This window comes from Reichenbachiella sp. MSK19-1, assembly GCF_003590315.1.
Taxonomy (GTDB): Bacteria; Bacteroidota; Bacteroidia; order Cytophagales; family Cyclobacteriaceae; genus Reichenbachiella; species Reichenbachiella agariperforans.
The window spans coordinates 1,066,445-1,088,841 of the sequence record NZ_MIER01000015.1; the positions used below are offsets into that span (position 1 = coordinate 1,066,445).

Genomic DNA, 22,397 nt, shown 5'->3' on the forward strand with positions numbered 1-22,397 from the left:
AGACCATGAAGGCCGATATACAGCATACAAAAAAGCCCTCTGATGTTGATTCACCAGAGGGCTTTTTCATGCAAACGATACACCTTGTTTTTTTATAAACTAGCTCTAGATTTAGTTTCTCCTTGACCTGTGCCACACAGTCCAAAATGTAGTCTAGTGCAATTTGACCAAGGGCCGGGAGAATCGTCCGCTGTAGTGGACGTGAAGGAGTGTTAACCCCAACAGGCTATTGCCATGCGGTTAAAACCGAGCGGCCATCAACAGGTTCAAATCCTTGAAGCGCAAATTAAATTTATTGGCGAGGTGATAATTGGTCATAAAACCCTTGTAAGAATATACGCCTTTCATAAACCATTTATTCTCAAAGATCATCTGATCTACACCTCCATGGTTAGATATTCCGTTCAGGATCGGCGTAAAAATATTGCTTAATGCCTTGGTAGAGGTTCTAGGGTAGCGTGAGGCAATATTCGGTACACAATAGTGTATCACTCCATGCTTGGTAAAGACTGGTTTCTTGAGATTAGTCGGTACGGAGGTCGCCACACAACCACCTTCATCAATACTCACATCGACGATTACAGTTCCTTTTTTCATGCCCATCACCATCTCTTCGGTGATAATCTTCTCCACTTGTCCCTTCTCAGTACGTACGGCACATATCACCACATCTGCTTCAAGCAGAGCCTTTCGCAAAGCAACCTGATCTATTGTCGAAGTGAACACCGATGCGGACAAGATATGTTTGAGACGGTGCAGCTTATAGAGGTGTCGATCAAATATCTTCACCGATGCACCCAATGCGATCGCTGTACGTGAAGCATATTCAGTCACAGTTCCCGCTCCGATGATGACCACATTGGTAGGAGGTACACCTGTGATCCCTCCTAATATCGCTCCTGCTCCCTTCTTATCGGCAGACATGTACTCTGCCGCGATGGGAATCACCGATACGCCAGCGATCTCGCTCATTGCTCGTACGATGGGTAGCCCTCCGACTTTATCCTCGATAAATTCATACCCTATCGCTATCGCCTTTTTCTGATTGAGCAACTCTAAGCGACTCTTGATATCTTGCTCCTCCGCATGTATGGTAGAGATAATCGTCTGTTTGTTCGTCATCCAGTCTATCTCCTCCGCAGTAGGAAACTCTACCTTGACGATCATGTCTGACTTAAAGACTTCTTTGGCTCCTGAAGCGAGATTTGCACCCGCTTCGGTATATTCCTCATCCGAAAAATTAGCTGCTACGCCTGTACCTGACTCTATGATCACCCTGTGTCCATTGGCCGTCAAGGCACCTACAGCCTTCGGTGTGAGAGGCACTCGATTTTCGTAGGTCGATGTTTCTTTGGGTATCCCGATATTGAGCTGCTGTGCGCCCTTCTTGATAGGTGCTAATTTCTCCTGAGGATAAATTCTCGTTTCCTCTATCAGAGTGGTTACGCTTTCATGCATTTCTTCAGTCATCTTTGCTCAAGCTGATGGTTCTCGTAGTATCTGCGTTCAAGTTAATATTTATTTTCAGGTTTTGAGTGGGGATCAATGAAGGGATTTTTTCACTCCACTCTAGAAAACAATGATTGCCCGAATAGAAATACTCATCACATCCAATATCAAGGGCTTCCTCCTCCTTATTGAGGCGATAGAAATCAAAGTGATAATACTCTTCCCCCGCTGCATCAACATACACATTGACCAACGAAAAAGTCGGGCTACTCGTCTCATCGATGATCCCTAGTTGCTCGCAGATCGCCTTGATTAGTGTCGTCTTTCCAGCCCCCATTTGTCCCTCAAACAACCACACCCTACGATCGCCAGCGTAGGCAATGACCGCAGCAGCTACTTCCGAAATCTCATCCAGCGAGCTCAACTTCAGTTCCATACTTTAATTCTTAGGTTTTAGATGAATCAAGGGTACGATCATTTCTTCCAGCGAAATCCCACCATGCTGAAAAGTATCCTTGTAGTAATTCACATAGTAATTGAAATTATTGGGGTAGGCCAAAAAGTCGTTCTTCTGCGCAAACACATAAGAGCTCGATACATTCGGACGCGGAAGATGCAGCGCGTCAGGATCATTGCTGCTATAAACATCCTTGGTGTCTACTTTTAGATTCTTACCTACTTTGTATCGCAGGTTCGAATTGGTATTCCTATCCCCGATGATCTTGATTGGCTTTTTGACACGTATCGTACCATGATCCGTCGTGATGACTACCTTAACTTTCTTCTCAGATAAGATACGCAGCAACTCTAGCAACGTAGAGTGCTGAAACCACGACATAGTAAGAGAACGATACGCCGACTCATCAGGTGCCAGCTCACGGATCATTTTCATATCTGTACGTGCATGCGATAGCACATCTACAAAATTGTAAACAATCGTATTCAGATCATTGGTCATGAGATTATTCACATTATTGACCAGCTGTCTGCCCTGATTCTTCTGTAATATTTTATGGTAGGAGACCGAAATATCCAAATTATTCCTTTTCAGATTACGCTGCAAAAACTCCTGTTCGTTGTTGTTTTTTCCTTCATCCTCGTCCTCACCTACCCAGATATCGCTGTGCTTTTTAGCCATTTCGTCTGGTAGCATCCCACTAAAGATAGCATTACGTGCGTAAGCCGTAGTAGTCGGCAGGATGGAATAAAAAGGCACTTCCTTCTCGATATTATAAAACTCAGAGATAATAGGCTCCATCAGATTCCACTGATCGTAACGCAGATTATCGATGATGAAAACAAATACAGGTTCTCCCTGCCCTAGCAATGGAAACACCTGCTCCTTCATCACACGATGCGACATGAGTGGCTTTTCCTCATTCGGGTTATTGAGCCAATCCTCATAGCTTTCCATTACAAAATCTCCAAACTCAGCGTTGGCCTCATCCTTTTGCATGTTGAGCACCTCGGCCATATCCTTTTCTTCGGTCTCATCTATACGCAACTCCCAATAGACCATTTTTTTGTAGATATCAATCCACTCCTGAAAATCAAGATTCTCATTGATCTCCATGCTGATGCTACGAAACTCCTGTTGATAACTCATATTGGTCTGCTCCGAGACCAGTCTTTTGTTATCGAGTATCTTTTTTACCGAGAGTAAAATCTGGTTTGGATTCAATGGCTTGATCAAATAATCCGCAATTTTAGCACCGATCGCCTCCTCCATGATTTGCTCTTCCTCACTCTTCGTAATCATCACGACAGGAATACTCGGATAGTTTTCTTTGATCTGCGAGAGCGTCTCTAACCCCGTAAGACCTGGCATATTTTCATCCAAAAATATAATGTCAAAACCCTCCTTGGTCAGTGTATCTAAAGCATCCGAACCGCTATTGACGGGGGTCACATCATAGTCTTTATTATTGAGGAAAATAATATGCGGTTTCAACAAATCGATTTCGTCATCGGCCCACAATATTTTATAATTACGCATAATATTTATTTAGATTTGATCGACCATTCAGCCAATGCTTAAAGAATTTCAAAATAAGAAAAATCAAGGCACTCTACCTATTTAATCCCAGTTCATTTTGACGACTAACAAAAACAAAATCATCAATGATCCTGTCTATGGTTTCATCACGATTCCTAACGACCTGATATTTGAGATTATAGAGCATCCCTATTTTCAACGATTGAGACGGATCAAACAACTGGGACTAACTAATCTCGTCTACCCTGGTGCGCTTCACACAAGGTTTCATCACGCTATAGGCTCAATGTATCTCATGCAGCAGACGTTGCATAACCTACGCGCCAAAGGGGTAGAAATCTCAGAAAAAGAATTAGAAGGTTCGCTCATTGCAATCCTCCTCCACGACATTGGTCACGGTCCCTTTTCGCACACCTTAGAATTTAACCTGATGGGCTCTATCAACCATGAAGATATCTCTCTGATGTTCTTCGAGCATCTCAACAGGCATTTTAACGGCGCACTGAGTCTGGGGTTAGACATATTTTCTGACCAGTACGAGCGAAAATTCTTCCACCAACTGGTTTCCAGCCAGTTGGACATTGACCGCTTAGATTATCTAAAGCGAGACAGCTTTTTTACTGGAGTTTCGGAGGGCAGCATCGGTTCCGAACGCATCATCAACATGCTCAATGTCAAGGACGACCAAATCGTCGTGGAAGCCAAAGGAATCTACAGCGTCGAGAATTTCCTAAGCTCACGCAGACTCATGTACTGGCAAGTCTATCTGCACAAAACCTCTGTGAGTGCAGAAGAAATGCTCATCCAACTAATTCGTAGAGCAAAAAACCTGACACACCGAGGACAAAAAATTATCGCTACACCTGCATTAACTTTTTTTCTAGAGCATACGATCACAAAAGACGATTTCACCAAAGATGCGGGTCTTATTGAACGGTTCGCACTCTTAGATGACAGTGATATATGGGGTTCTATGAAATTTTGGAGAGAACATCCTGACGTAGTACTATCCACTCTAAGCAAGAATCTACTGAACCGAGAGATATTCAAGATCATCTTGGACAATGAAGAACCCAGCAAAACATTCGTTGACCAAACGAAAGACAAAATGCGTGAGCATACTCAGTTGAGCAACGATGAACTGAGCTACTTCTCCTGCACAGGCAAGATCAGCAATGCTGCCTACATCAAAAGCAATCAAAAGATTAGAATTCTGGACAAAAGAGGCGAGTTACAAGATATAGAAGTCGCTACCGACTTACCGAACATCAAAGCCATGAGCAAAATCGTCACCAAGCACTTTTTCTGCTGGTCACCGTTAGACAACTTCAATTGACGCACAAATGCAATTTTCGTGAGCGAAACAATTGTCTTTAGCAAAAAAGGCTAAATTTGCGGTCTTCGAATAAAAATACCTAAGTTAAAAATTCAGAAAATGGAGAAAGACACACCTGTGGTACCGCCATACGACCCGAGCAAACCACCAGTATATGACATCAACCAAATCGCTAAAATCCTACCCCATAGGTATCCATTTTTGTTGATCGACAGAATATATCACCTGGATGAGGTTCACGTAGCTGGTATTAAAAATGTCACCTTCAACGAACCCTTCTTCCAAGGTCACTTCCCTGAAAACCCTGTCATGCCAGGCGTATTACAAATCGAAGCAATGGCACAAATCGGTGGTATCCTTGTACTCAACTCTGTACCTGATCCAGAAAACTACTGGACCTACTTTTTAGGAGTCGAAGGCTTCAAATTCAGAAAAATGGTCATGCCAGGCGATACACTTGATATCAAATGCGAGCTCCTACAACCGATCAAAAGAGGCATTGCCAAAATGAAAGGTACTGCTCATGTAAATGGCAAATTGGCTTCTGAAGGAAGTATGACTGCCAGCATCGTTCGCAAGGATCAATAACATTTCAATCCATTCTTTATGGAAATCCGCCTAGAACATCTTAGTAAGCGATATTCCAATAAAGAATGGATTTTCAAAGACCTCTCCTACACTTTTGAGACGGGAGAGCGCATTGCTATCATAGGCAATAATGGTAGCGGAAAATCCACACTACTGCGTACCATAGGAGGCATGTCGCTTCCCTCTTCGGGGCACGTGCACTACCTAGACAAGGACACTTCCATTCATGAAGACGAGCTCATTAGACACATTACCTTTGCCAGTCCATACCTAGAGCTCATAGAGGATTTCACGCTGATGGAAATGCTGTCCTTTCATTTCAAATTCAAACCCATCCGAAAACAAATCAGCCATAAGGAACTAATCCGTCTGATGTATTTCGAGGGACACGAAAATAAACTAATCAAAAACTTCTCCAGTGGAATGAAGCAACGACTCAAACTTGCTCTAGCGTTTCATACAGAAGCATCAGTAGTACTACTGGACGAACCTGGCTCTAATCTAGACCAAACTGGTTTTAACTGGTACCTACAGCAACTTGACGCACTCCCTTCTCAGACCATCACCATCATCGCTTCCAATCAGAAAGAAGAATACCAAAGCTGCAATAGAATAATAGACCTATCCGTGCCGTTAGGGAAGTGACACGTTTACCTCCTACTAAAATTAGGTAGAGTGATCAAAAAAATATATTTTTGATACAGATCAAATTTTTAATTTTTACTCAACAACAACAACATGAAGAAGTATTTAAATTATTTAACGGCAGCATTGTTTTTATCACTAGCAGTATTATCAAGCTGCGGCGGAGATGATAGCGATGGTGATGGTAATGGAGACGGTGATGGTGGAATCAACCTTGGTGAAGTAGCTGAATTGATTAACGGTGACTACACCGCTACTAGTGTTACACAACCTGGTGACGCAGGAGACTGGGATTCTTTTGTCCTAACTATATCAGGCGCAACTGCAAGTGGTGCTGATTATGCAGCAACAGGTGTTCCTGCTGGTTACGAAGCAGTATGGCCAGCAAGTGGTGAATTAGCATTTTCTGTAGCAGCAGACGGTAGCCTTGAAATCACACGAGATGGTTCAATTGACATGGACGCAACACAAAGCTCAACTGGTGCAGATTTAGAATTGAGTTTCGAAGTAACTACAGGAGCAGCTAGAACTAACTCTGTAAATGGTACTTGGACATTTGATTTAGAAAAATCAGCTAACTAAGCTTACATAAGACACAAAAAAAGCACTGAGGAATATCTTCAGTGCTTTTTTTGTGTCTTATGTTTTCTATCTAGTACGCTCTACCCGTCGTACCTTTCATGAAATTCACGAACGCCTTGTTCACTACTCTATTTCCTCCAGGTGTTGGGAAGTCTCCAGTAAAATACCAGTCTCCTTCATGGTTAGGACAAGCTACATGTAGATTATCCACCGTTTGGAACAGTATTTCTAGATCAGCTTTCATTCCTTTGGGTCTCACGATTTCCGTGATTTTCGCTGAGATCTCCTCTTGCGTGAAGGGTGCATAAATCTCCTTGACATAGTTCGGGGCATCTTTATCACTACCTTTCTCCACACACTTCGCCATCACTTCATCGAGTAAGTTCAGTTTACCGTGATCTTTAAGAAGCGCAAGTACAGCTCTAAAAGCAATAAAATCCTTCATCTTACTCATATCTATCCCATAGCAATCCGGATATCGTATCTGCGGGGCAGAGGAGACGATCACTACCTTCTTTGGATCTAGCTTGTCGAGTAGGGTCAAAATGCTCTTCTCTAGTGTAGTACCACGCACGATAGAATCATCGATGATCACAAGGTTATCTTTACCCTTGTTTACTACTTCGTAGGTTGTGTCATACACATTGGCTACCAACTCGTCACGTTCGGCATCACCTGTGATAAACGTACGCAGCTTCGCGTCCTTGATCACCAGCTTCTCGACTCTAGGGCGAAAGGATAACAATGCATCCAAATCATCTGTGCTCGGCTTGCCATCTATGATGATCTCCTTACGCTTTTGGATCAAATACTCATCAATCCCGTTCATCAGACCGAGATAAGAAGTCTCTGCCGAGTTAGGTATATATGAAAATATCGTATTCTTCAGATCAAAATTGACTGCTTTGAGCACCTTTGGTACAAGTAACTCCCCGAGTTTCTTACGCTCACGGTAGATATCTGGATCCGAACTACGAGAAAAGTAAATTCGCTCGAAGGTACAGGACTTCTTAGGTAGAATATTGTCTACAAACTGCTCCTCTGTCCAGTCTCCATCCTTATCGATAATCAGGGCATGACCTGGTTTGACCTCTTTGATCTGATCATAATTACAATTGATAGCCGTCTTGATCGCAGGCTTCTCAGAAGCTACCATGATCACTTCGTCATCAGCGTAGTAGTAGGCAGGACGAATCCCCGCAGGATCACGTGCCACGAACGAGGCTCCATGTCCCATCATTCCGCACATCGCATACCCTCCATCAAAATCCTTGAAAGACTTCTTGAGGATATTGATCACTTTCAATTCTTCTTCTATCTTTTGAGTAATCTCAAGATTATTATACTCGTCTTTGTTCCCATCAAACAACAACTGATTTTCTTCGTCTAGAAAATGTCCCACCTTTTCCATCACGGTGACGGTATCAGTCTTTTCTTTAGGGTTTTGCCCCAACTGAACCAAGATATCAAACAGTTCGTCCACATTGGTCATGTTGAAGTTACCCGCTACGACCAAATTCCTACTGCGCCAGTTGTTTTGACGCAAAAACGGGTGGCAACTCTCTAGGCCATTCTTACCATGTGTGCCATAGCGCAAGTGTCCCAACCATACTTCACCCGTAAATCCATAATTCTTCTTGAGCCACTCCTCAGAGTGAAACTGCTCATCCGTTCCTTCTTTGCGGGCTTTGCCAAATTTCTTTCCTACCTTCTCAAAAATCTTATTGAGGGGATTGGGATCGATCGACCGGTAGCGGCTGATGTATCGGTATCCAGGCTCTAGTCCCAATTTGATATTGGCGATACCCGCTCCATCTTGTCCACGGTTCTGCATCTTCTTCATGAGCAACAACAGCTTGTTGGCTCCATAAAGAGGCGTACCATATTTGTCAATGTAAAATTGGAGAGGTTTTCTTAGTCGAATGTGGGCTATACCACATTCATGCTTGATAGGGTCACTCATTGCTCAGTTTCAAAATACAAAGTTACATGGATTCCATGTGATAATTCAACTTATTGAACACCTAAATAGAGGGAGTCTATAGATTAAACCTCCTCCAAATAGCTTATGCTAGAATAGCATTTCTAACAAAAGGTCTGCCATAAAGAAGGTTGCCAAAACCAACAAAGCAGTACATGCCAAAAAGACTACACTCACTGCACCAACACGATAGCGCTGCGTAGAGTTCGTTGTTTTGAGAAATAGGTAGTATGGTATTTTGAGGTAATAGAACAAAGAGATAGCGGAATTGAGAATTCCTAGTGCAAAGAGCCACAGCAGGTAGCTATCCGCAGACTGCAGGTACACATCCCACAGCGAAGAAAAGACCAACAGCTTGGCCGAAAAACCACCTGTAGGTGGCAATCCTACAAGCGACACCAGCAGGACGGTCATACACACACCGGCAGCTGGGAACTGCCGCCCCAGACCCGCAAGATCTGAGATATTTTCCAATTCATTTTTTTCCATCCAATCGATGAAATAGAACACCCCTACATTCATGACGCCATAGACGACTGCATAAAACAGCATCGCTTCGTACCCAAACGCTGTCCCTACGATCACACCGATCAGCAATGTCCCCGCATGCGCAATCGAAGAATAAGCCATCATACGCTTGGCATTGTTTTGCCGCAGTGCAGAGAGATTGCCCACGAACATCGACCCTATCGCCAAGATGCTAAGTGCATATTGCCAATTGAATAGCTCCACATCAGTTGTATCCAACAGCTGAGTAAACTGATAGAAAAACACCAAAATGGCGACTTTGGGCAAGACAGAGATCAAAGCAATGGCAGCCGTAGGCCCAGCCTCATAGGCATCTGGAGACCAAATATGAAACGGCACCAAGGCCAGCTTGAAAAAGATCCCAACGAAGAACAGCATCAGCGCGAGATTGAGCCAGGCAGGGTCACTGCTCTGAGCCACCATTTGCGGGATCACCGCGAGATCCAAACTCCCAGACAGTCCATATATCAACGACAGACCATAGAGCATCAAACCAGAGGACATGGCGCCAAATAGCAGGTACTTGATTCCTGCTTCGAACCCTTTTCTCTGAAAAGAGAAGGCAATCAATACATAAGAAGTAATCGATACGAGCTCCAACGCCACATAAAACAAGAGTAAATTCTGTGCTTGAATCAAAAAGAATGTACCCAACAACACCATCAGGATCAAGTACTGATATTCGCCCGTCCTACGCTGTACTCGACTGTTGGGGTACAGCAAAACGGCAGCTGTCATCAGGACAAAGAAATATTTTAAAGTAGGTGTAACGGCCGTCTGCGCCAAGACACCATTGAGGTACGCCCCTTCGATAGGTGCCGCATCAATCGCCAACGAAGTGGCTGCTAAAACAACCAACGTCGCGAGCGTCCTAACCGTCGCTGCAGCTGTCCCTTTGTACAGCAGGTCAAGTACCACTAGAAACAAGCTCCCTGCTATCAGGGTCATCTCTGGCAACAAATACCCAAACTCCCCAATCAGTGTGGTGATGTACGCTATGAATTCTGACTGCTTCAATTCCCTGCTTGGATTAGTATGGTATTGGCTTCACTCTGCGATTGGATATAATCCACAAAGCCAATGATCGTTTCGTTAGAATAATCGAGTAGGATGTTGGGAAAAATACCGAAGAGCACCGCCAACACCACAAGTGGCAAAATCATCAGCCACTCTCTGCGGTTAAGATCGGGCAATTGCCACGACTCGTCTTTGACCCAAAACTTGCCAAAGAACATCCGCTGTAGCGTCCACAAAAAGTACGCAGCACCCAGCACCAATCCTACCAGTCCCACTATCGGCATCCATGTACTGAGTATGCTACCATTGACCGCTCCGTCGAACGCACCAATCAACACCAAAAACTCCGCAATGAATCCAGAGAATCCAGGCAAGCCCAGCGCAGCAAAGAACCCAACCAATACGGCAGCAGAATAATACGGCATCTTGGTCGCCAATCCACTGAAGTTGGCTATCTCACGGTTGCCGGTACGATCGTAAAGTACACCTACCAAAATGAAGAGCAACGCGGAGATCACCCCGTGACTAAACATCTGAAACATCGCTCCAGACGCTCCTTCGATCGTCAAAGAAGCCAAGCCCAACAGCACAAAGCCCATGTGCGAAACAGAAGAGTATGCGATCAATTTCTTAAGATCAGACTGTGCCATCGCCACCAATGCAGCATAGATGATGGCAATCACACCTGCAAGTGCAATGTACCACCCATACGCCACCGCTGACTCTGGGAAGATCGAATAAGCAATGCGGTAAAAACCATAGCCCCCGATCTTCAACAAGACCCCTGCGAGCACTACCGATATAGGTGTCGGCGCTTCCACGTGTGCATCAGGCAACCACGTATGTACGGGTACAGCTGGCAATTTGATGGCAAAGCCAATCATCAGAAACAAGAAAGCCCATACTCTGACACTGACTCCCATCCACTGTGTACTGAACCCCAACATAGCCTCGCCAAGATAATTGGACGGGTCCATCATCTTCATGATATCAAAGGTATGTACCGAACTACCTGGTGCCTCGACCACTGACAGGTTGAGCCCGATCATCACCATGAGAATGAACAACGATCCCACCAAGGTGTAAATGAAGAATTTCATCGATGCATATTCTCTACGTTTGCCACCCCAGATGCCTATCAAGAAATACATCGGCAGCAGCATAAACTCGAAAAAGAGATAGAACAAGAACATGTCTATGGACACAAAACAGCCAAACACACTGGTCGTCAAAACCATGTACAGCACAAAATAACCCTTGACACTCTTCTTGATGTTCCAAGAGGAGATCACACCGACCAGCATCACGATGGCTGTCAACAGCACCATCAGGATACTCACGCCATCTACTGCTACATAATATTGTATAAGGATACTCCCAAACGATCCGATATTCAAATTGATCCATTCAAGCTTTTGGGCAAACTGCAGGCTCGATGCGCCATAGCCCGCAAGCGAACGATCAAACGAGCACATCAGTACCATCGTCAGCACGAACTCGACAAGCATAGCCACCAAAGCGATGACTTTGAATGCCTGCTCTTTGTCACTGGGGACGAAAAGCATGATTCCTCCAGCGATCAAAGGAACGAATATTAACCATGACAATAGGTGATCAAGGAGCATATACCTAGATAATTAAGTCAAAAAATAAATAATGATCAATAGGCCAAACAAAGCCCACACAAAATACATCTGCACATTACCACTCTGTAGTTTTCGGGTGCGACCACCCGCAAAACGTGCCGTCCAAGCCAGCAACTTGACCAGCCCATCCACGACGTGCTTGTCAATCAATCCCACAAAATGTGCAAAGACTACTTCGGCTTTCGCCAATAGATCAATCAAACGATCCAATATCTTCTTGTCAAAGAAAAACAAGAACGAGGCGCCCTTCATGGCACCTCCAGCCACGATCTTTCGATGAAAGTGATCGAGGTAAAAATTATTGGCAGACAACCCGCCCCATATCTTCTTAGATGCGCTGACCGGTTTGACCAACATTCCTTTCTCTACATAGAGGTAAGCCACCAAAATTCCAGAGACCGCCAGTACGACAGACAGCATCGGCAGCCAAGCATAATGTCCTGGTTCGGGATTGGCAATGATTTGCGCTAAAGCATCCGTCACCCCCGTATGCGATCCAAAGGGGTTGAGTGTAAAAGCAATCCAAAACGACAAAGCAGTCAATACGATCAGTGGCAACTTCACTCTGATATGTTCCATGAAAGTACTCTCTACCTTCTCCCCAAAGAACACTTTGAAATACAGTCGAGCCATATAAGCAGCTGTCATAAACACGGACACCAATGCAAATATCGAAACAATCATCGGCAGCCCCGAAGATAAAACACCTCCAAGAACTAGCTCCTTGGACAAGAAACCCGAGAACAGCGGTATGCCCGCCAAGGAAAGCGTACAAATCGTGAATGCCACGAAAGTCACTGGGAGCACCGTGCGCAAACCACCCATGTTGCGGATGTCCTGACCGTCAAAAGCATGATTATGATTGGTCTCGTGAAAATAGTGGATAATACTCCCTGCACAGAGGAACAAGCCCGCCTTGAAGAAAGCATGGGTCACAAGGTGGAAAAATGCCGCTACTGGAAACCCAGCACCTATCGCCATCACCATGTATCCCAACTGGGATACCGTGGAGTAGGCCAAAATCTTTTTGATATCGTTTTGCGCGAATGCGGCAAAAGCACCTGTAAAGGCTGTAACCCCGCCAATCACTCCGATCAACTGCAGTACGTCTGGCGACAGCAATGGGAATACACGCACCAATAGATACACCCCAGCGGCTACCATCGTCGCGGCATGGATCAACGCAGAGACGGGTGTAGGCCCTGTCATCGCATCGGGCAACCAGGTCTGCAACGGAAACTGTGCAGACTTGCCCACGGCTGCCAAAAACAACCCCAAGCCCGCCATGAATAACATCGCATCAGGGATATCCAGCCCAGCCTCCGCCAGTACCAATAGCTCCGCGATATTCAACGTCTTGAAATAGGCGTACAGTACAAATATACCCAAGAGGAATCCTGCATCCCCTACCTTGTTCATCACGAAGGCCTTGAAGGATGAAAGCGGTGGCTTGACCTGATCAAACCAAAATCCAATCAATAGATACGAAGAGAATCCTACCAATTCCCAAAACACAAAGGTCAACAGCAAATTGGAAGACAGGACGATCCCGTACATCGAGAAAGCAAACAGCCCCAGCAAGCCAAAATATCGTGCACGACTCTCGTCATGCTTCATGTACTCCATCGAGAACACCGCCACCAGTAGTGCTATCAGTGCCACGACCATCACCATGATCCCTGTCAACTGATCATACCACAGCCCCACGGCAAAACTATATTGACCCAAGCGAATCCAGTCTGCCTGCAGGTTGGTTCCTGCAGGGATGGTCAAAAACGACCAAACGGCTATCCCGAGCACCGCAGCAAAGACCGTCGCGATCGTCACGCCTCCTCCTCGGTTGCCCGCCATGTAGGCCAACAAACCTCCGACCAAGGGCAGCAAGAGAATAGTGAGCATCAATATGGAATTCAAATCAACCATTCAATTCGTCTAGTTCGTCTATGTTGGATACTTGTTGGTGTCTGTACACCTGATAGATGATCGCCAGTGCTACGGCAGACTCTGCTACCGCAATCACGATCACAAAGAGCGACATCATCTGCCCAGTGAGCAGTGGGTCGCTTTTCGCGAAAGCGACCAAATTGATATTGGCGGCATTGAGGATCAGCTCCACCCCTACCAACACCATGATGGCGTTTCGCTTGATGATGATGATCATCAGACCGATGATCAACAGCGCTGCACTCAAGACGATATAGTGTTCTATCGGTATCATTTCTTGTCTTCGAATTTAGATCCTGCAAGGAAGGCCGCTCCGATCAGTGCCATCAGTAGCAAAACAGCGGTCAACTCTAGCGCGACCAACTGATGCGTCATGAAATTGATCCCGATCGTCTCGGTCACCGATTTGTCCAGCTCGGATTGCGGACCAAACTCCGCCAAAGGAAACTTCGTTTGTAGCGTACTGTAGAATACAAATGCCAAACCTAAGCCCAAAAGTACCGCAGGTATGATGCGCCTATGTTCGGTGAGCATCTTGCCTCCATCGATGCGATTGGTGAGCATCACGCCAAACATCATCAGGATCAATATCCCTCCGATGTAAACCATAATCTGCGTCACACCGACAAACTCCGCATTGGTGATGATATATATCGCCGCTACTGACAAGAATACCAGCACCAACATAAACACCGAATGGATGATGTTTTTGGACATCAAAATCATCAGCGCCGATATCACCGCTAGCCCCGCAAAGCCATAAAATGCCAATATGTTGAAATTGATCTCTTCCACTATTCTTCGCTCTGGGTAGACGACTCCCCGTCATCTGTTTTCTTTTTCTTTATTTTAGGCCGAAAGACTGGCTTAGGGCTTTTCGCTTTTGGCTCTTTGCTTTCGGTATCTACATTCGGCTCTTGACTCTCCGAATCTACCTTCTTAATCTTCGGACGGAACACCGGCTTTGCAGCTTTCGGTTTCCCCGCTGCCTCATCCGCTTTTGTCTCTCTCGACTCCTGACCATCGTCTCCTGACTTTTTGATCTTCGGCCTGAACACTGGCTTTGCACTCTTGGCCTTTGGCTCTTGGTTCTCAGTATCTACATTCGGTTCTTGACTCTCCGAATCTACCTTCTTCACCTTCGGTTTGAAAGCGGGTCTCGCAGCGGGTTTCTTCTCTGGCGTAGCTTCTCCCTCCGTAGCGGCAGGCTTCACACGCGGCTTGAAAGACGGCTTGGCGGCTGCAGGTTTCGCCGTACTGGCTTTCGCTGCTGCGGCGGCTGCCTTGGCCTTTTCTTTCTCCGCATTGAATATTTCCAACTCCTTCTTCTTCTCTTCCACCGCATCAGCCGTCATGTCCGAGAACTCAAAATTGTGCGCCTTCAAATCAAACACACTGAAGTCGTACTCCTTGGTCATCGTCAGACACTCGGTAGGACATACCGTCGTACAGAGACCACAGAAGCAACATTTGGACATGTCTATGTCAAACTTCGCTGGATAGATTTTTTTGGATGTCCCGTCGGAGGTCTTGCCGATCTCCTCGGTCGCTCGTACGGGTTCGATATCGATACAGTTGACCGGGCAGACCTTGGCACACTTGTCACAGACGATACAGTCGTCGATCTCATTGTGCAGCTGGTAGCGGCCATTGTCCGGTACGGGAAACTCCTCTTGGGGGTACTTGAGAGTAAAGATGCCCTCCTTGTGCTCGAAGTAATCCTTGTCCGCCACGCCTATCGGCTTGCGCGAAGTGCGCGCCTTCAAGAAGTGCCTAAAGGTAATCTTCAAGCCATAGAGCAGCCCGCCAGTTGTTTTGATGATATTTTTAAAATAGGTCTTCACAGCTTACATCCAAAGTTTCCAAAATCCCGACACAAAAACCATAAACAAACCTATCGGCGTGAGGTATTTCCAACTCAGTGACATCATCTGATCGACACGAATTCTTGGATAAGTCCACCGCACCCACATTTGCACAAAAATCATCAACATCGCCTTGGACAGGATCCAAAACGTCCCCCATAAATCGGCGGACAGTTGTCCGACCGTCCCTGAAGTCCAGTCTGCCAAGCGCACAGGTCCTAGATTGGGCAGTGGGGTATTCCAGCTCCCAAAGAACAGGATCACCGCGATGAGCGACACGAGTAGCATCATCCCGTACTCCGACAGCATGATCACCGCCCATCGAAACCCGGAGTATTCCGTATGAAACCCGCCGATCAACTCTGACTCTGCCTCGGGCAAATCAAAAGGTGTCCGGTTGGACTCAGCCAACGACGCGATGAAGTATATCACGAATGGCACGATGAGAAAGGGATATTGGATGATGTTCCAGTGGATGAAGCCTAGGCCTCCTACCTGCTGGAGCGAAATTTCTTGTAGACTCAGCGTCTGCATCAGCATGATCACGCAGAGGATGGCTAGCCCAAGCGGGATTTCATAGGATACGATTTGCGCCACGGAGCGCATCGCACCAAAGAGCGAAAACTTGCTATTCGAGCCCCAGCCAGCCATCAGTATCCCGATCACGTCGAGCGAGATCACCGCCAGGAGAAAGTAGATCCCCGTCTCTGCAGCAGCCCCCTGTATATCCGCAGACAAGGGCAGCACGGCATATCCGGTAAATACCGAGACAAATATCACGAGGGGAGCCATCAAGAAGAGCTTGCGGTCGGCAGCCAGTGCGATGATATCCTCCTTTTGCATCATCTTGAGTACATCGGCAAAGGACTGCAGTATCCCGAACTTGCCCGTCTCCATAGGCCCTATCCTGTCCTGCATGAACGCAGACACTTTCCTCTCCGCGTATACCGCGAAAATGACAAAGACGAGTAGAAAAGGAAGATAGATGAGAAACGCTATCATTGATTGATTTTAAAAATCGTAATTTAAAAAAATAACAAGGGAAAACAGCGCAAGAATTTGGCTTGTTTTCGAGGGGGTGTCAATCAATCAACAACAACAGCAATTACTCCCATAGCGGGTACTTCTCAAGATGAATATCTTGATTGAAGAAAAGACTGGCGGCCTTTTCGAAAGCAGGGGTAATATCAGATACAAGAAACTGGTCATTGCCTTTGTTTTTCTCTCTAGTTAAGTCTTGGGTTATTAACTGTTGTTTGAGGTTCTGAGCCACAATATTAGCCGAATCGATCAACTCTACCTCGTTTTTGTAGAAATCTTTTAGGGCATCTTTGATAATCGGATAGTGCGTACACCCTAGAATCAATGCCTCGATCCCTTCGAAACGTTCGTCTCCCAAATACTGGGCGATGATCTCATGACTGATCGAGTTGTTGATGAATCCCTCCTCGATCATCGGCACGAGTAGCGGAGTAGCCAGCGACACCAGCGACACCTCTATCTGTCGTTGTTTGATCTTCTGATCAAACACCTGAGAGTTGACCGTCTGTTTGGTCCCGATCAGTCCGACTTTCTTGTCTACGAATCTTTGGGCCAGTAGGTCTATCACAGGATCGATTACATTGTACACTTTTGCTCTGCTGCCGACATATTCCTTGACCAGTTCGTAGGCAGCGGCAGAAGCTGAGTTGCAGGCGATGAGAATGACCTTGCACCCACGCTCCAGCAGGGCGTTGGTGATTTTGATGGAGTAGGACTGAATCGTCGTGGCTGACTTGTCACCATAGGGCAAGTGTGCCGAATCTCCGAAGTAGATCATGTCCTCGTCCGGCAGCATATCCTTGACCGCTCTCGCGACTGTCAGTCCGCCCGTACCACTATCAAATATCCCAATGGGTGCATTTCTATCCATACGGCTGCAAATATGGATTTTATTGTTGAAAAGTATTGACTTGAGATTGGAGATTTGAAGGCAAAATGGATTTGACGAGGAGCGCAAATCAGTTAGCTTTGGATTGATGCAGTGCGAGTAAAGTGCACTTTATACAAATGTTGTATGCCATAAGCGCAGCGAAAAAAAACCACCGCACATTTTAGCACATTTGGTTTTTGCCAACGCCTCCCTAAAAAAACCAAAAGAGCTAAAATCACCCCACGCTCAGGTGCGAATAATAAGCTAAGTGACTATATTGATCGATCTTTTAATGACCAACAACTCTTAATGATTGTAAATAAACTCAAACCTAGGAAATCCATCGACAAAGCCTACTAAAGGTTAAGCCTAACCGACCTAATATTGAGATTGTAAAAAGCACTTTAAAATGAAAAATGAGTTAATTGAAATATTAAAACAATTCAAATGGCTATCAATTGGTTTAATAATCCCCATTTGGAAGTTTTTTAATTATCTAAAAGATCGTAGGGGGTCTAAGAAACAGAAAATATCGAATGATTTACAGTCAATCCAACCACGCTTTGAAGAGTACTCCTCAGAAACGAAGACCAATGGAAATGAATGGACGCTATACTTTATCAATAAAGGAAGTATGACCAAATCTATTGAGTTGGAAGACCCACTTGGCGAATTCTTAAAACCAGATGTAAAGAGAGAGGTGAAAACAGAGGTGCCAATTACGCTAGAAGGAAATTCGGCGAAGAAAATACAACAGACAAAGGATATCCCGCCCTATCAGGCAGTGTTGAAGTATCAGAACTTAGAAAACAACACTTATCACCAAAACATAATCAGAGCACAAGGCTGTAAACCGTTTTACATAGAACAACCGGTACTGATAAAATAATATGGGAAAGAGAGCAACAACAATATCGGAACAAGTTCAAAAACTTAAAGACCGAGGCATGCACTTAAACCTCGGAGAAGACAAAGCCAAAGAAGTACTCTTCGATATTGGGTATTACCGTATGGGTTTCTACTGGAATCCTCTTGAACAGAATAAGGATCACCACTTCAAAGAAGGTGCAAAGTTCTCAGATGCACTGGATCTCTACTATCTCGATTCGGATTTGAGGCATGTTTTTATCAAATTCCTAAACAGAATTGAGGTCAACTTCAAAACCAAACTGATTTACGAGGCTTCTAATCACTACCAGGCCAAACCTACGTGGTTTGCCGACCCCAGTATCATGAAAAAGGGTTTCATTAATCAACTTCCTAAGTATTATGATGAGCGATTCAAAAACAACAACACAGCATTAAAGAATCATCACAAGAAATACATCAATCAAATCTACGCCCCTGCATGGAAAGCCTTAGAATTCATGCCATTTGGCTCTATCCTTACCATCTATAAGAATTTGAAAAGTGAGGAGCTTCAAAAGAAGATTTGTAAGCACTACGATTTAAGAAATCAGCACTATTTCGACAACCATATCAGAAACCTTATTGCAGTAAGAAACATTTGCGCACACGGCGGACAACTTTTCGACTTACAACTGGCAAAAGCCAATACAGACATCTATGGTTTAAAATTCACAGGCAAAGAGAAAAACAACCTCTATGGTGTTTTTAAGCTAATAAAATACTACCTCTCAAAAATTTCTTCTGATAGAGAAAATGAATTTAGTGCGAAGGTGCTTTCTTTATTGCAAGTTCATAAATCGAATGCCGCACTCACAGATATCATTGAAACAAAAGCGGGATTTTTGTCGTTCTGACATTAAGTTGATACATTTGTATCATCAGTGCACGACATGGCAGGACTTGTGGACTGCACTATAAAATTCTAATAAAGCTCAAACATGGTTTGGGCTTTTTTTATGACTAGAAGAGACTACAACAAACCTGCCTTTACCCCCGCTCTTTTAAGTCTTAGCGCAAAGCAAGACTTGAAAGCCTATATTACAGGGCTAGTCTTCAGACTTGTTTAGTCCTAATTGGCGATCTTCATTGGCTCAATACCCAGCCATAACCATCAGGGTATCAAATCAGAAATCAGTAGGGGATTTATTTCATCACATTTGCAGTCGTAGAATGGGTAGATGTTTTTACCCGACGGCTGTATGCAGAAGAAAAGGCTTGGTGGAAGTTTGTTTTTTATAGATCTACAAGCTGGGCTTGGCTGCTGTAAAACACTAAAAATAATAAGATAAAAAAATAACACTGTTTCATTGTTGGCAGGTCTTGGTTTACCTAGTTTAAGCATTATATTTTTTATTACCCCAACCCAAATAGCTATGAGAAATCATTTCCTATTGCTTACTTCAATCATAGTCTTTAACGCTTGTCATCAGGAAGAGCCCATAGTACCAAACTACATGCTAGAGCTATTCGACAATCAGAGTTGCTCGGATGAAAAAATATCATTCGTAAAGTTAACATTCCCTGATAGTGTACTTTATATATCTGACACTATGAATCAAATCAAACTATATGAGGAATATGGTTTACGAGGAGTAGGTGCGGGGTTGAGTGAGTATAAACTATCAGGAGATAATATAGAAAAAATAACCACATACCAATTTCAGTTGTTGAGTCAGTCAGAAGAAAATGAGCTATCAAAGCTTATCAAGCCCGGATCCTATTTAATCAGTGAAAACATTCCAAATGGAGGATTGGGATCTAAGTTTACCATTATTATTAATGGATCCTCAGAATGGCTAGTTTACTATGGCGATGTTAATTCTAATTTTTTTCATATTTATGGGGCGCATGGCAATGATTTTGAGATGCATGTTTGTGGTGCTTTTGATTTATTGCTTACCAATGAAACATTATCAGCCCCTGTTCCAGTATTGGGTGAGTTCGAACTGACCTTTCGAGACTCTTTCCTCTAGAGCTATTCGACATTATTACTTACTTGTCAGCCTCTCAGATCGTAGGATTCCCCGCTCTTTTAAGCCTTAGCACAAAGCGAGACTTGAAAGCATCTATACAGGACAAGTCTCCATACTTGCCTAGTTCTAATTGGCGATCTTCATTGGCTCAATACCCAGCGATAACCATGCGTCCATCAGGGTATCAAATCAGAAACCAGCAGGGGGTTATTCATCACTCAAAAACCTTCAAAAAAGGCTTTTGAGCAGGCTTTATGCGCTTTGGACAAAAGCTTAGCTTACCTGAGCCTGAAGGTAAGCTTACCAGAGTCCCAACCTAAGCTTACTACAGGGTGAAACTAAGCTTACCTTGACCCTGAGGTAAGGCAACATGGGAGCCGAACTAAGCTTAGGTTGGACAGGTCAGGTCTCACTCCCCTCCCAATCCAAAATACAGCACCCACCTCATCGCGTTTTGTGATATTCGAAGGGATCTGCCTGTAGCCTTGGGGAATATCGACAGGAAATACTAGTTTGGCCTCACCAAGTCGATCAGCAGTCGGCTTCCTGTAGCATAAGTTCGAGAAATAAGTACACAATCAAGGGAAGCGCGAAATAAGCTTTGAACCCTTCGCCTGAGGCATTACTCGGAATCCGAATAGCCCTTCTGTAGGTTTTTGGAGCAAGTAGGTATCAACCTAGGATTGTTGTTTGGTCACTAGACTATCACTATCTTCGAAGTGTGCAGCTATCTCTACCCTGTGAGCTATTCGCCCTATTGAGAGCTGTCACTACGTAGAAAAATAAAGAACAGTATAAAAGACATAGCAGATATAAAGTGCACTGTGCACTTTACACAAATGTTACCAGCAATACCTTCATGACGAAAAAGATAACTCAACTTAACCAAGGCGACTTTTTAACTTTTAAGGCATCTGACAATCATTTCAAATTGTTTTTTTGCACAAGTGTATTCAAACAAGCAAGCCCTCATAACTTCACATTTGCGGCAACCAACTACAGTGACACGAACAAACCAACAACTGAATCCATAATCCACACCAAATTTTATGGAATCGGGAATAGACGAGATGAATACTTCAAATATCCGAGTGACCAACTTGAGAATATGTGGTCTGTTCATCCTGAGATAAAACCTAACTTTCTAGGTAGTTACGGCCTAACAATTTGGAGGAAAGAATTTATGAGTTTTAGAGACAACTTTGAACTCATTGGCAACCTCAATATTGTTACTAACCTTGACAAAAATGGGAACGGAAGTATGAACGCAAGTGACAAGGAAGTGCTTAACGATCTCTTCGTTGGCAACATTAACGAACTCATGGAACAACGTGGACAGCAACTCTTTGAAACTAAAGCGATACTTGCAAATTAAAGCTGGTAACAGACGCTAAGCCCAATCGGCAGACTTAGGTACTTGCAAAGGGCATTTGAATCGGATACATTTGAGATATCTGAAAGGCTCAGCCGACTGTGCTTAGCTGATCGTTACAGACCATGCCAGAACGAATATGCCAATCTTCAGCAAACAGATAGATTTTAAAGTTAAAGCGGCTGAAAGTCAATTCATCCATTGGTTTCGAACGTCTGTGGCTGACTCTAACAACTTAGGAAATCAATTTGCTGCAACCAACCAACTTTTGATGGGAAGCTGCGAGAACAAAGCATTCTGGTTTCAAAAGAAGGAGAACTATTCAATGGGCAACTTCTTCGAAATGTGGTTTAGTGTCGTAACGGGTGAATACGAACCAATCGAAGATGCTATCTCCATCAACTTAACAGTACAAGTGAAGAAAGGCCTTAGAAACCTTCTGATTTTTGGAATCGTTATTTGGTGGCCGTTATCTATCTACTTTTACCTTGAACATCAGAATGATTGGTTGATCTACCTACCAATAGTATTTACTGCTCAACTATTTGTTGTTATTTGGAGGGTACGTGAAGATGCTAACCTGCTTAGGCAACTCTTAACTGAACAGATCGAAAAATACGGTCTGTAACATGGCGTATAGATGCATGTGCGAAC

General features: G+C 44.4%; 20 protein-coding genes and 1 pseudogene. 9 read left to right on the forward strand and 12 right to left on the reverse strand.

What is annotated here, in order from left to right; genetic code table 11:
- Positions 1 to 240 precede the first annotated feature (240 nt).
- From BGP76_RS12285 to BGP76_RS12295, 3 genes are read right to left on the reverse strand one after another with little or no spacing between them, the layout of a single operon-like run.
- On the reverse strand, positions 241 to 1,470 hold the full coding sequence (locus BGP76_RS12285) for an alanine dehydrogenase (protein ID WP_245816828.1): 1,230 nt from the start codon (positions 1,468 to 1,470) through the stop codon (positions 241 to 243).
- A complete protein-coding gene (tsaE, locus tag BGP76_RS12290; protein ID WP_073122367.1) occupies positions 1,463 to 1,885 on the reverse strand; it encodes a tRNA (adenosine(37)-N6)-threonylcarbamoyltransferase complex ATPase subunit type 1 TsaE in 423 nt (140 codons plus the stop codon). Before tsaE ends, BGP76_RS12285 begins: the two co-directional genes overlap by 8 nt.
- Before the next feature lie 3 nt (positions 1,886 to 1,888).
- Positions 1,889 to 3,445: a PglZ domain-containing protein gene (locus BGP76_RS12295; protein WP_119844876.1), complete on the reverse strand. Its 1,557-nt coding sequence runs from the start codon at positions 3,443 to 3,445 to the stop codon at positions 1,889 to 1,891.
- A gap of 97 nt (positions 3,446 to 3,542) precedes the next feature.
- On the opposite strand from BGP76_RS12295, the gene BGP76_RS12300 reads away from it, so the two are divergent.
- From BGP76_RS12300 to BGP76_RS12315, 4 genes and pseudogenes are all read left to right on the forward strand, one after another.
- Positions 3,543 to 4,781 carry an HD domain-containing protein gene (locus BGP76_RS12300; RefSeq protein ID WP_119844877.1) on the forward strand — a complete coding sequence of 413 codons (1,239 nt, stop codon included), beginning with the start codon at positions 3,543 to 3,545 and terminating at the stop codon, positions 4,779 to 4,781.
- Between the two features lie 120 nt (positions 4,782 to 4,901).
- A pseudogene (gene fabZ, locus BGP76_RS12305) lies at positions 4,902 to 5,369 on the forward strand (3-hydroxyacyl-ACP dehydratase FabZ); the annotation flags it as partial.
- A gap of 18 nt (positions 5,370 to 5,387) precedes the next feature.
- Positions 5,388 to 6,014, forward strand: coding sequence for an ABC transporter ATP-binding protein (locus BGP76_RS12310; RefSeq protein ID WP_119844878.1), 627 nt, complete (start codon positions 5,388 to 5,390; stop codon positions 6,012 to 6,014).
- 93 nt (positions 6,015 to 6,107) lie between these two features.
- The gene (locus BGP76_RS12315) at positions 6,108 to 6,596 is read left to right on the forward strand and encodes a hypothetical protein (RefSeq protein WP_119844879.1); all 489 of its coding nucleotides are present in this window, start codon (positions 6,108 to 6,110) and stop codon (positions 6,594 to 6,596) included.
- A gap of 70 nt (positions 6,597 to 6,666) precedes the next feature.
- On the opposite strand, the gene BGP76_RS12320 is transcribed toward BGP76_RS12315, so the two are convergent.
- From BGP76_RS12320 to murI, 9 genes are all read right to left on the reverse strand, one after another.
- Positions 6,667 to 8,559, reverse strand: a complete 1,893-nt coding sequence (locus BGP76_RS12320; protein ID WP_119844880.1) for an amidophosphoribosyltransferase — start codon at positions 8,557 to 8,559, stop codon at positions 6,667 to 6,669.
- A 108-nt stretch (positions 8,560 to 8,667) separates the two neighbouring features.
- Positions 8,668 to 10,122, reverse strand: a complete 1,455-nt coding sequence (locus BGP76_RS12325) for an NADH-quinone oxidoreductase subunit N (protein WP_119844881.1) — start codon at positions 10,120 to 10,122, stop codon at positions 8,668 to 8,670.
- Complete coding sequence (locus BGP76_RS12330; RefSeq protein ID WP_119844882.1) at positions 10,119 to 11,747, reverse strand: NuoM family protein; 1,629 nt, start codon at positions 11,745 to 11,747, stop codon at positions 10,119 to 10,121. Before BGP76_RS12330 ends, BGP76_RS12325 begins: the two co-directional genes overlap by 4 nt.
- Positions 11,748 to 11,759: 12 nt before the next feature.
- Positions 11,760 to 13,667: an NADH-quinone oxidoreductase subunit L gene (locus BGP76_RS12335; RefSeq protein ID WP_158584266.1), complete on the reverse strand. Its 1,908-nt coding sequence runs from the start codon at positions 13,665 to 13,667 to the stop codon at positions 11,760 to 11,762.
- A 16-nt stretch (positions 13,668 to 13,683) separates the two neighbouring features.
- Positions 13,684 to 13,986, reverse strand: coding sequence for an NADH-quinone oxidoreductase subunit NuoK (gene nuoK / locus BGP76_RS12340; protein ID WP_119844884.1), 303 nt, complete (start codon positions 13,984 to 13,986; stop codon positions 13,684 to 13,686).
- Positions 13,983 to 14,507 carry an NADH-quinone oxidoreductase subunit J gene (locus tag BGP76_RS12345; protein WP_099599224.1) on the reverse strand — a complete coding sequence of 175 codons (525 nt, stop codon included), beginning with the start codon at positions 14,505 to 14,507 and terminating at the stop codon, positions 13,983 to 13,985. The genes nuoK and BGP76_RS12345 overlap by 4 nt, the downstream gene beginning before the upstream one ends.
- Positions 14,507 to 15,556, reverse strand: a complete 1,050-nt coding sequence (locus BGP76_RS12350; RefSeq protein ID WP_119844885.1) for a 4Fe-4S dicluster domain-containing protein — start codon at positions 15,554 to 15,556, stop codon at positions 14,507 to 14,509. Before BGP76_RS12350 ends, BGP76_RS12345 begins: the two co-directional genes overlap by 1 nt.
- 3 nt (positions 15,557 to 15,559) lie before the next feature.
- Positions 15,560 to 16,579 (reverse strand): NADH-quinone oxidoreductase subunit NuoH, encoded by a 1,020-nt coding sequence (nuoH, locus tag BGP76_RS12355; RefSeq protein WP_119844886.1) that lies wholly within the window; start codon positions 16,577 to 16,579, stop codon positions 15,560 to 15,562.
- A gap of 103 nt (positions 16,580 to 16,682) precedes the next feature.
- The gene (gene murI / locus BGP76_RS12360) at positions 16,683 to 17,489 is read right to left on the reverse strand and encodes a glutamate racemase (protein WP_073122387.1); all 807 of its coding nucleotides are present in this window, start codon (positions 17,487 to 17,489) and stop codon (positions 16,683 to 16,685) included.
- A 409-nt stretch (positions 17,490 to 17,898) separates the two neighbouring features.
- Here murI and BGP76_RS12365 point away from each other — a divergent pair, with 409 nt between their 5' ends.
- The 5 genes from BGP76_RS12365 to BGP76_RS12385 all read left to right on the forward strand — a co-directional run bounded on the left by BGP76_RS12365 (position 17,899) and on the right by BGP76_RS12385 (position 22,371).
- On the forward strand, positions 17,899 to 18,378 hold the full coding sequence (locus BGP76_RS12365) for a hypothetical protein (protein WP_119844887.1): 480 nt from the start codon (positions 17,899 to 17,901) through the stop codon (positions 18,376 to 18,378).
- Positions 18,379 to 18,436: 58 nt separating this feature from the next.
- A complete protein-coding gene (locus BGP76_RS12370) occupies positions 18,437 to 19,252 on the forward strand; it encodes an Abi family protein (RefSeq protein ID WP_158584267.1) in 816 nt (271 codons plus the stop codon).
- Between the two features lie 696 nt (positions 19,253 to 19,948).
- Positions 19,949 to 20,371, forward strand: a complete 423-nt coding sequence (locus BGP76_RS12375; protein WP_147407462.1) for a hypothetical protein — start codon at positions 19,949 to 19,951, stop codon at positions 20,369 to 20,371.
- Positions 20,372 to 21,230: 859 nt separating this feature from the next.
- On the forward strand, positions 21,231 to 21,746 hold the full coding sequence (locus BGP76_RS12380; protein ID WP_119844890.1) for a GIY-YIG nuclease family protein: 516 nt from the start codon (positions 21,231 to 21,233) through the stop codon (positions 21,744 to 21,746).
- A 136-nt stretch (positions 21,747 to 21,882) separates the two neighbouring features.
- Positions 21,883 to 22,371, forward strand: a complete 489-nt coding sequence (locus tag BGP76_RS12385) for a hypothetical protein (RefSeq protein WP_119844891.1) — start codon at positions 21,883 to 21,885, stop codon at positions 22,369 to 22,371.
- Positions 22,372 to 22,397 lie beyond the last annotated feature (26 nt).

Coding starts and splice junctions, on each gene's coding strand:
- BGP76_RS12315 (WP_119844879.1), top strand. CDS start 6,108: ATGAAGAAGTATTTAAATTATTTAACGGCAGCATTGTTTTTATCACTA.
- tsaE (WP_073122367.1), bottom strand. CDS start 1,885: ATGGAACTGAAGTTGAGCTCGCTGGATGAGATTTCGGAAGTAGCTGCT.
- BGP76_RS12330 (WP_119844882.1), bottom strand. CDS start 11,747: ATGCTCCTTGATCACCTATTGTCATGGTTAATATTCGTTCCTTTGATC.
- BGP76_RS12385 (WP_119844891.1), top strand. CDS start 21,883: ATGCCAATCTTCAGCAAACAGATAGATTTTAAAGTTAAAGCGGCTGAA.
- BGP76_RS12365 (WP_119844887.1), top strand. CDS start 17,899: ATGAAAAATGAGTTAATTGAAATATTAAAACAATTCAAATGGCTATCA.
- BGP76_RS12335 (WP_158584266.1), bottom strand. CDS start 13,667: ATGCTCACTATTCTCTTGCTGCCCTTGGTCGGAGGTTTGTTGGCCTAC.
- BGP76_RS12295 (WP_119844876.1), bottom strand. CDS start 3,445: ATGCGTAATTATAAAATATTGTGGGCCGATGACGAAATCGATTTGTTG.
- BGP76_RS12310 (WP_119844878.1), top strand. CDS start 5,388: ATGGAAATCCGCCTAGAACATCTTAGTAAGCGATATTCCAATAAAGAA.
- murI (WP_073122387.1), bottom strand. CDS start 17,489: ATGGATAGAAATGCACCCATTGGGATATTTGATAGTGGTACGGGCGGA.
- BGP76_RS12375 (WP_147407462.1), top strand. CDS start 19,949: ATGAATCAAATCAAACTATATGAGGAATATGGTTTACGAGGAGTAGGT.
- nuoK (WP_119844884.1), bottom strand. CDS start 13,986: ATGATACCGATAGAACACTATATCGTCTTGAGTGCAGCGCTGTTGATC.
- nuoH (WP_119844886.1), bottom strand. CDS start 16,579: ATGATAGCGTTTCTCATCTATCTTCCTTTTCTACTCGTCTTTGTCATT.
- BGP76_RS12285 (WP_245816828.1), bottom strand. CDS start 1,470: ATGACTGAAGAAATGCATGAAAGCGTAACCACTCTGATAGAGGAAACG.
- BGP76_RS12320 (WP_119844880.1), bottom strand. CDS start 8,559: ATGAGTGACCCTATCAAGCATGAATGTGGTATAGCCCACATTCGACTA.
- BGP76_RS12370 (WP_158584267.1), top strand. CDS start 18,437: ATGCACTTAAACCTCGGAGAAGACAAAGCCAAAGAAGTACTCTTCGAT.
- BGP76_RS12380 (WP_119844890.1), top strand. CDS start 21,231: ATGACGAAAAAGATAACTCAACTTAACCAAGGCGACTTTTTAACTTTT.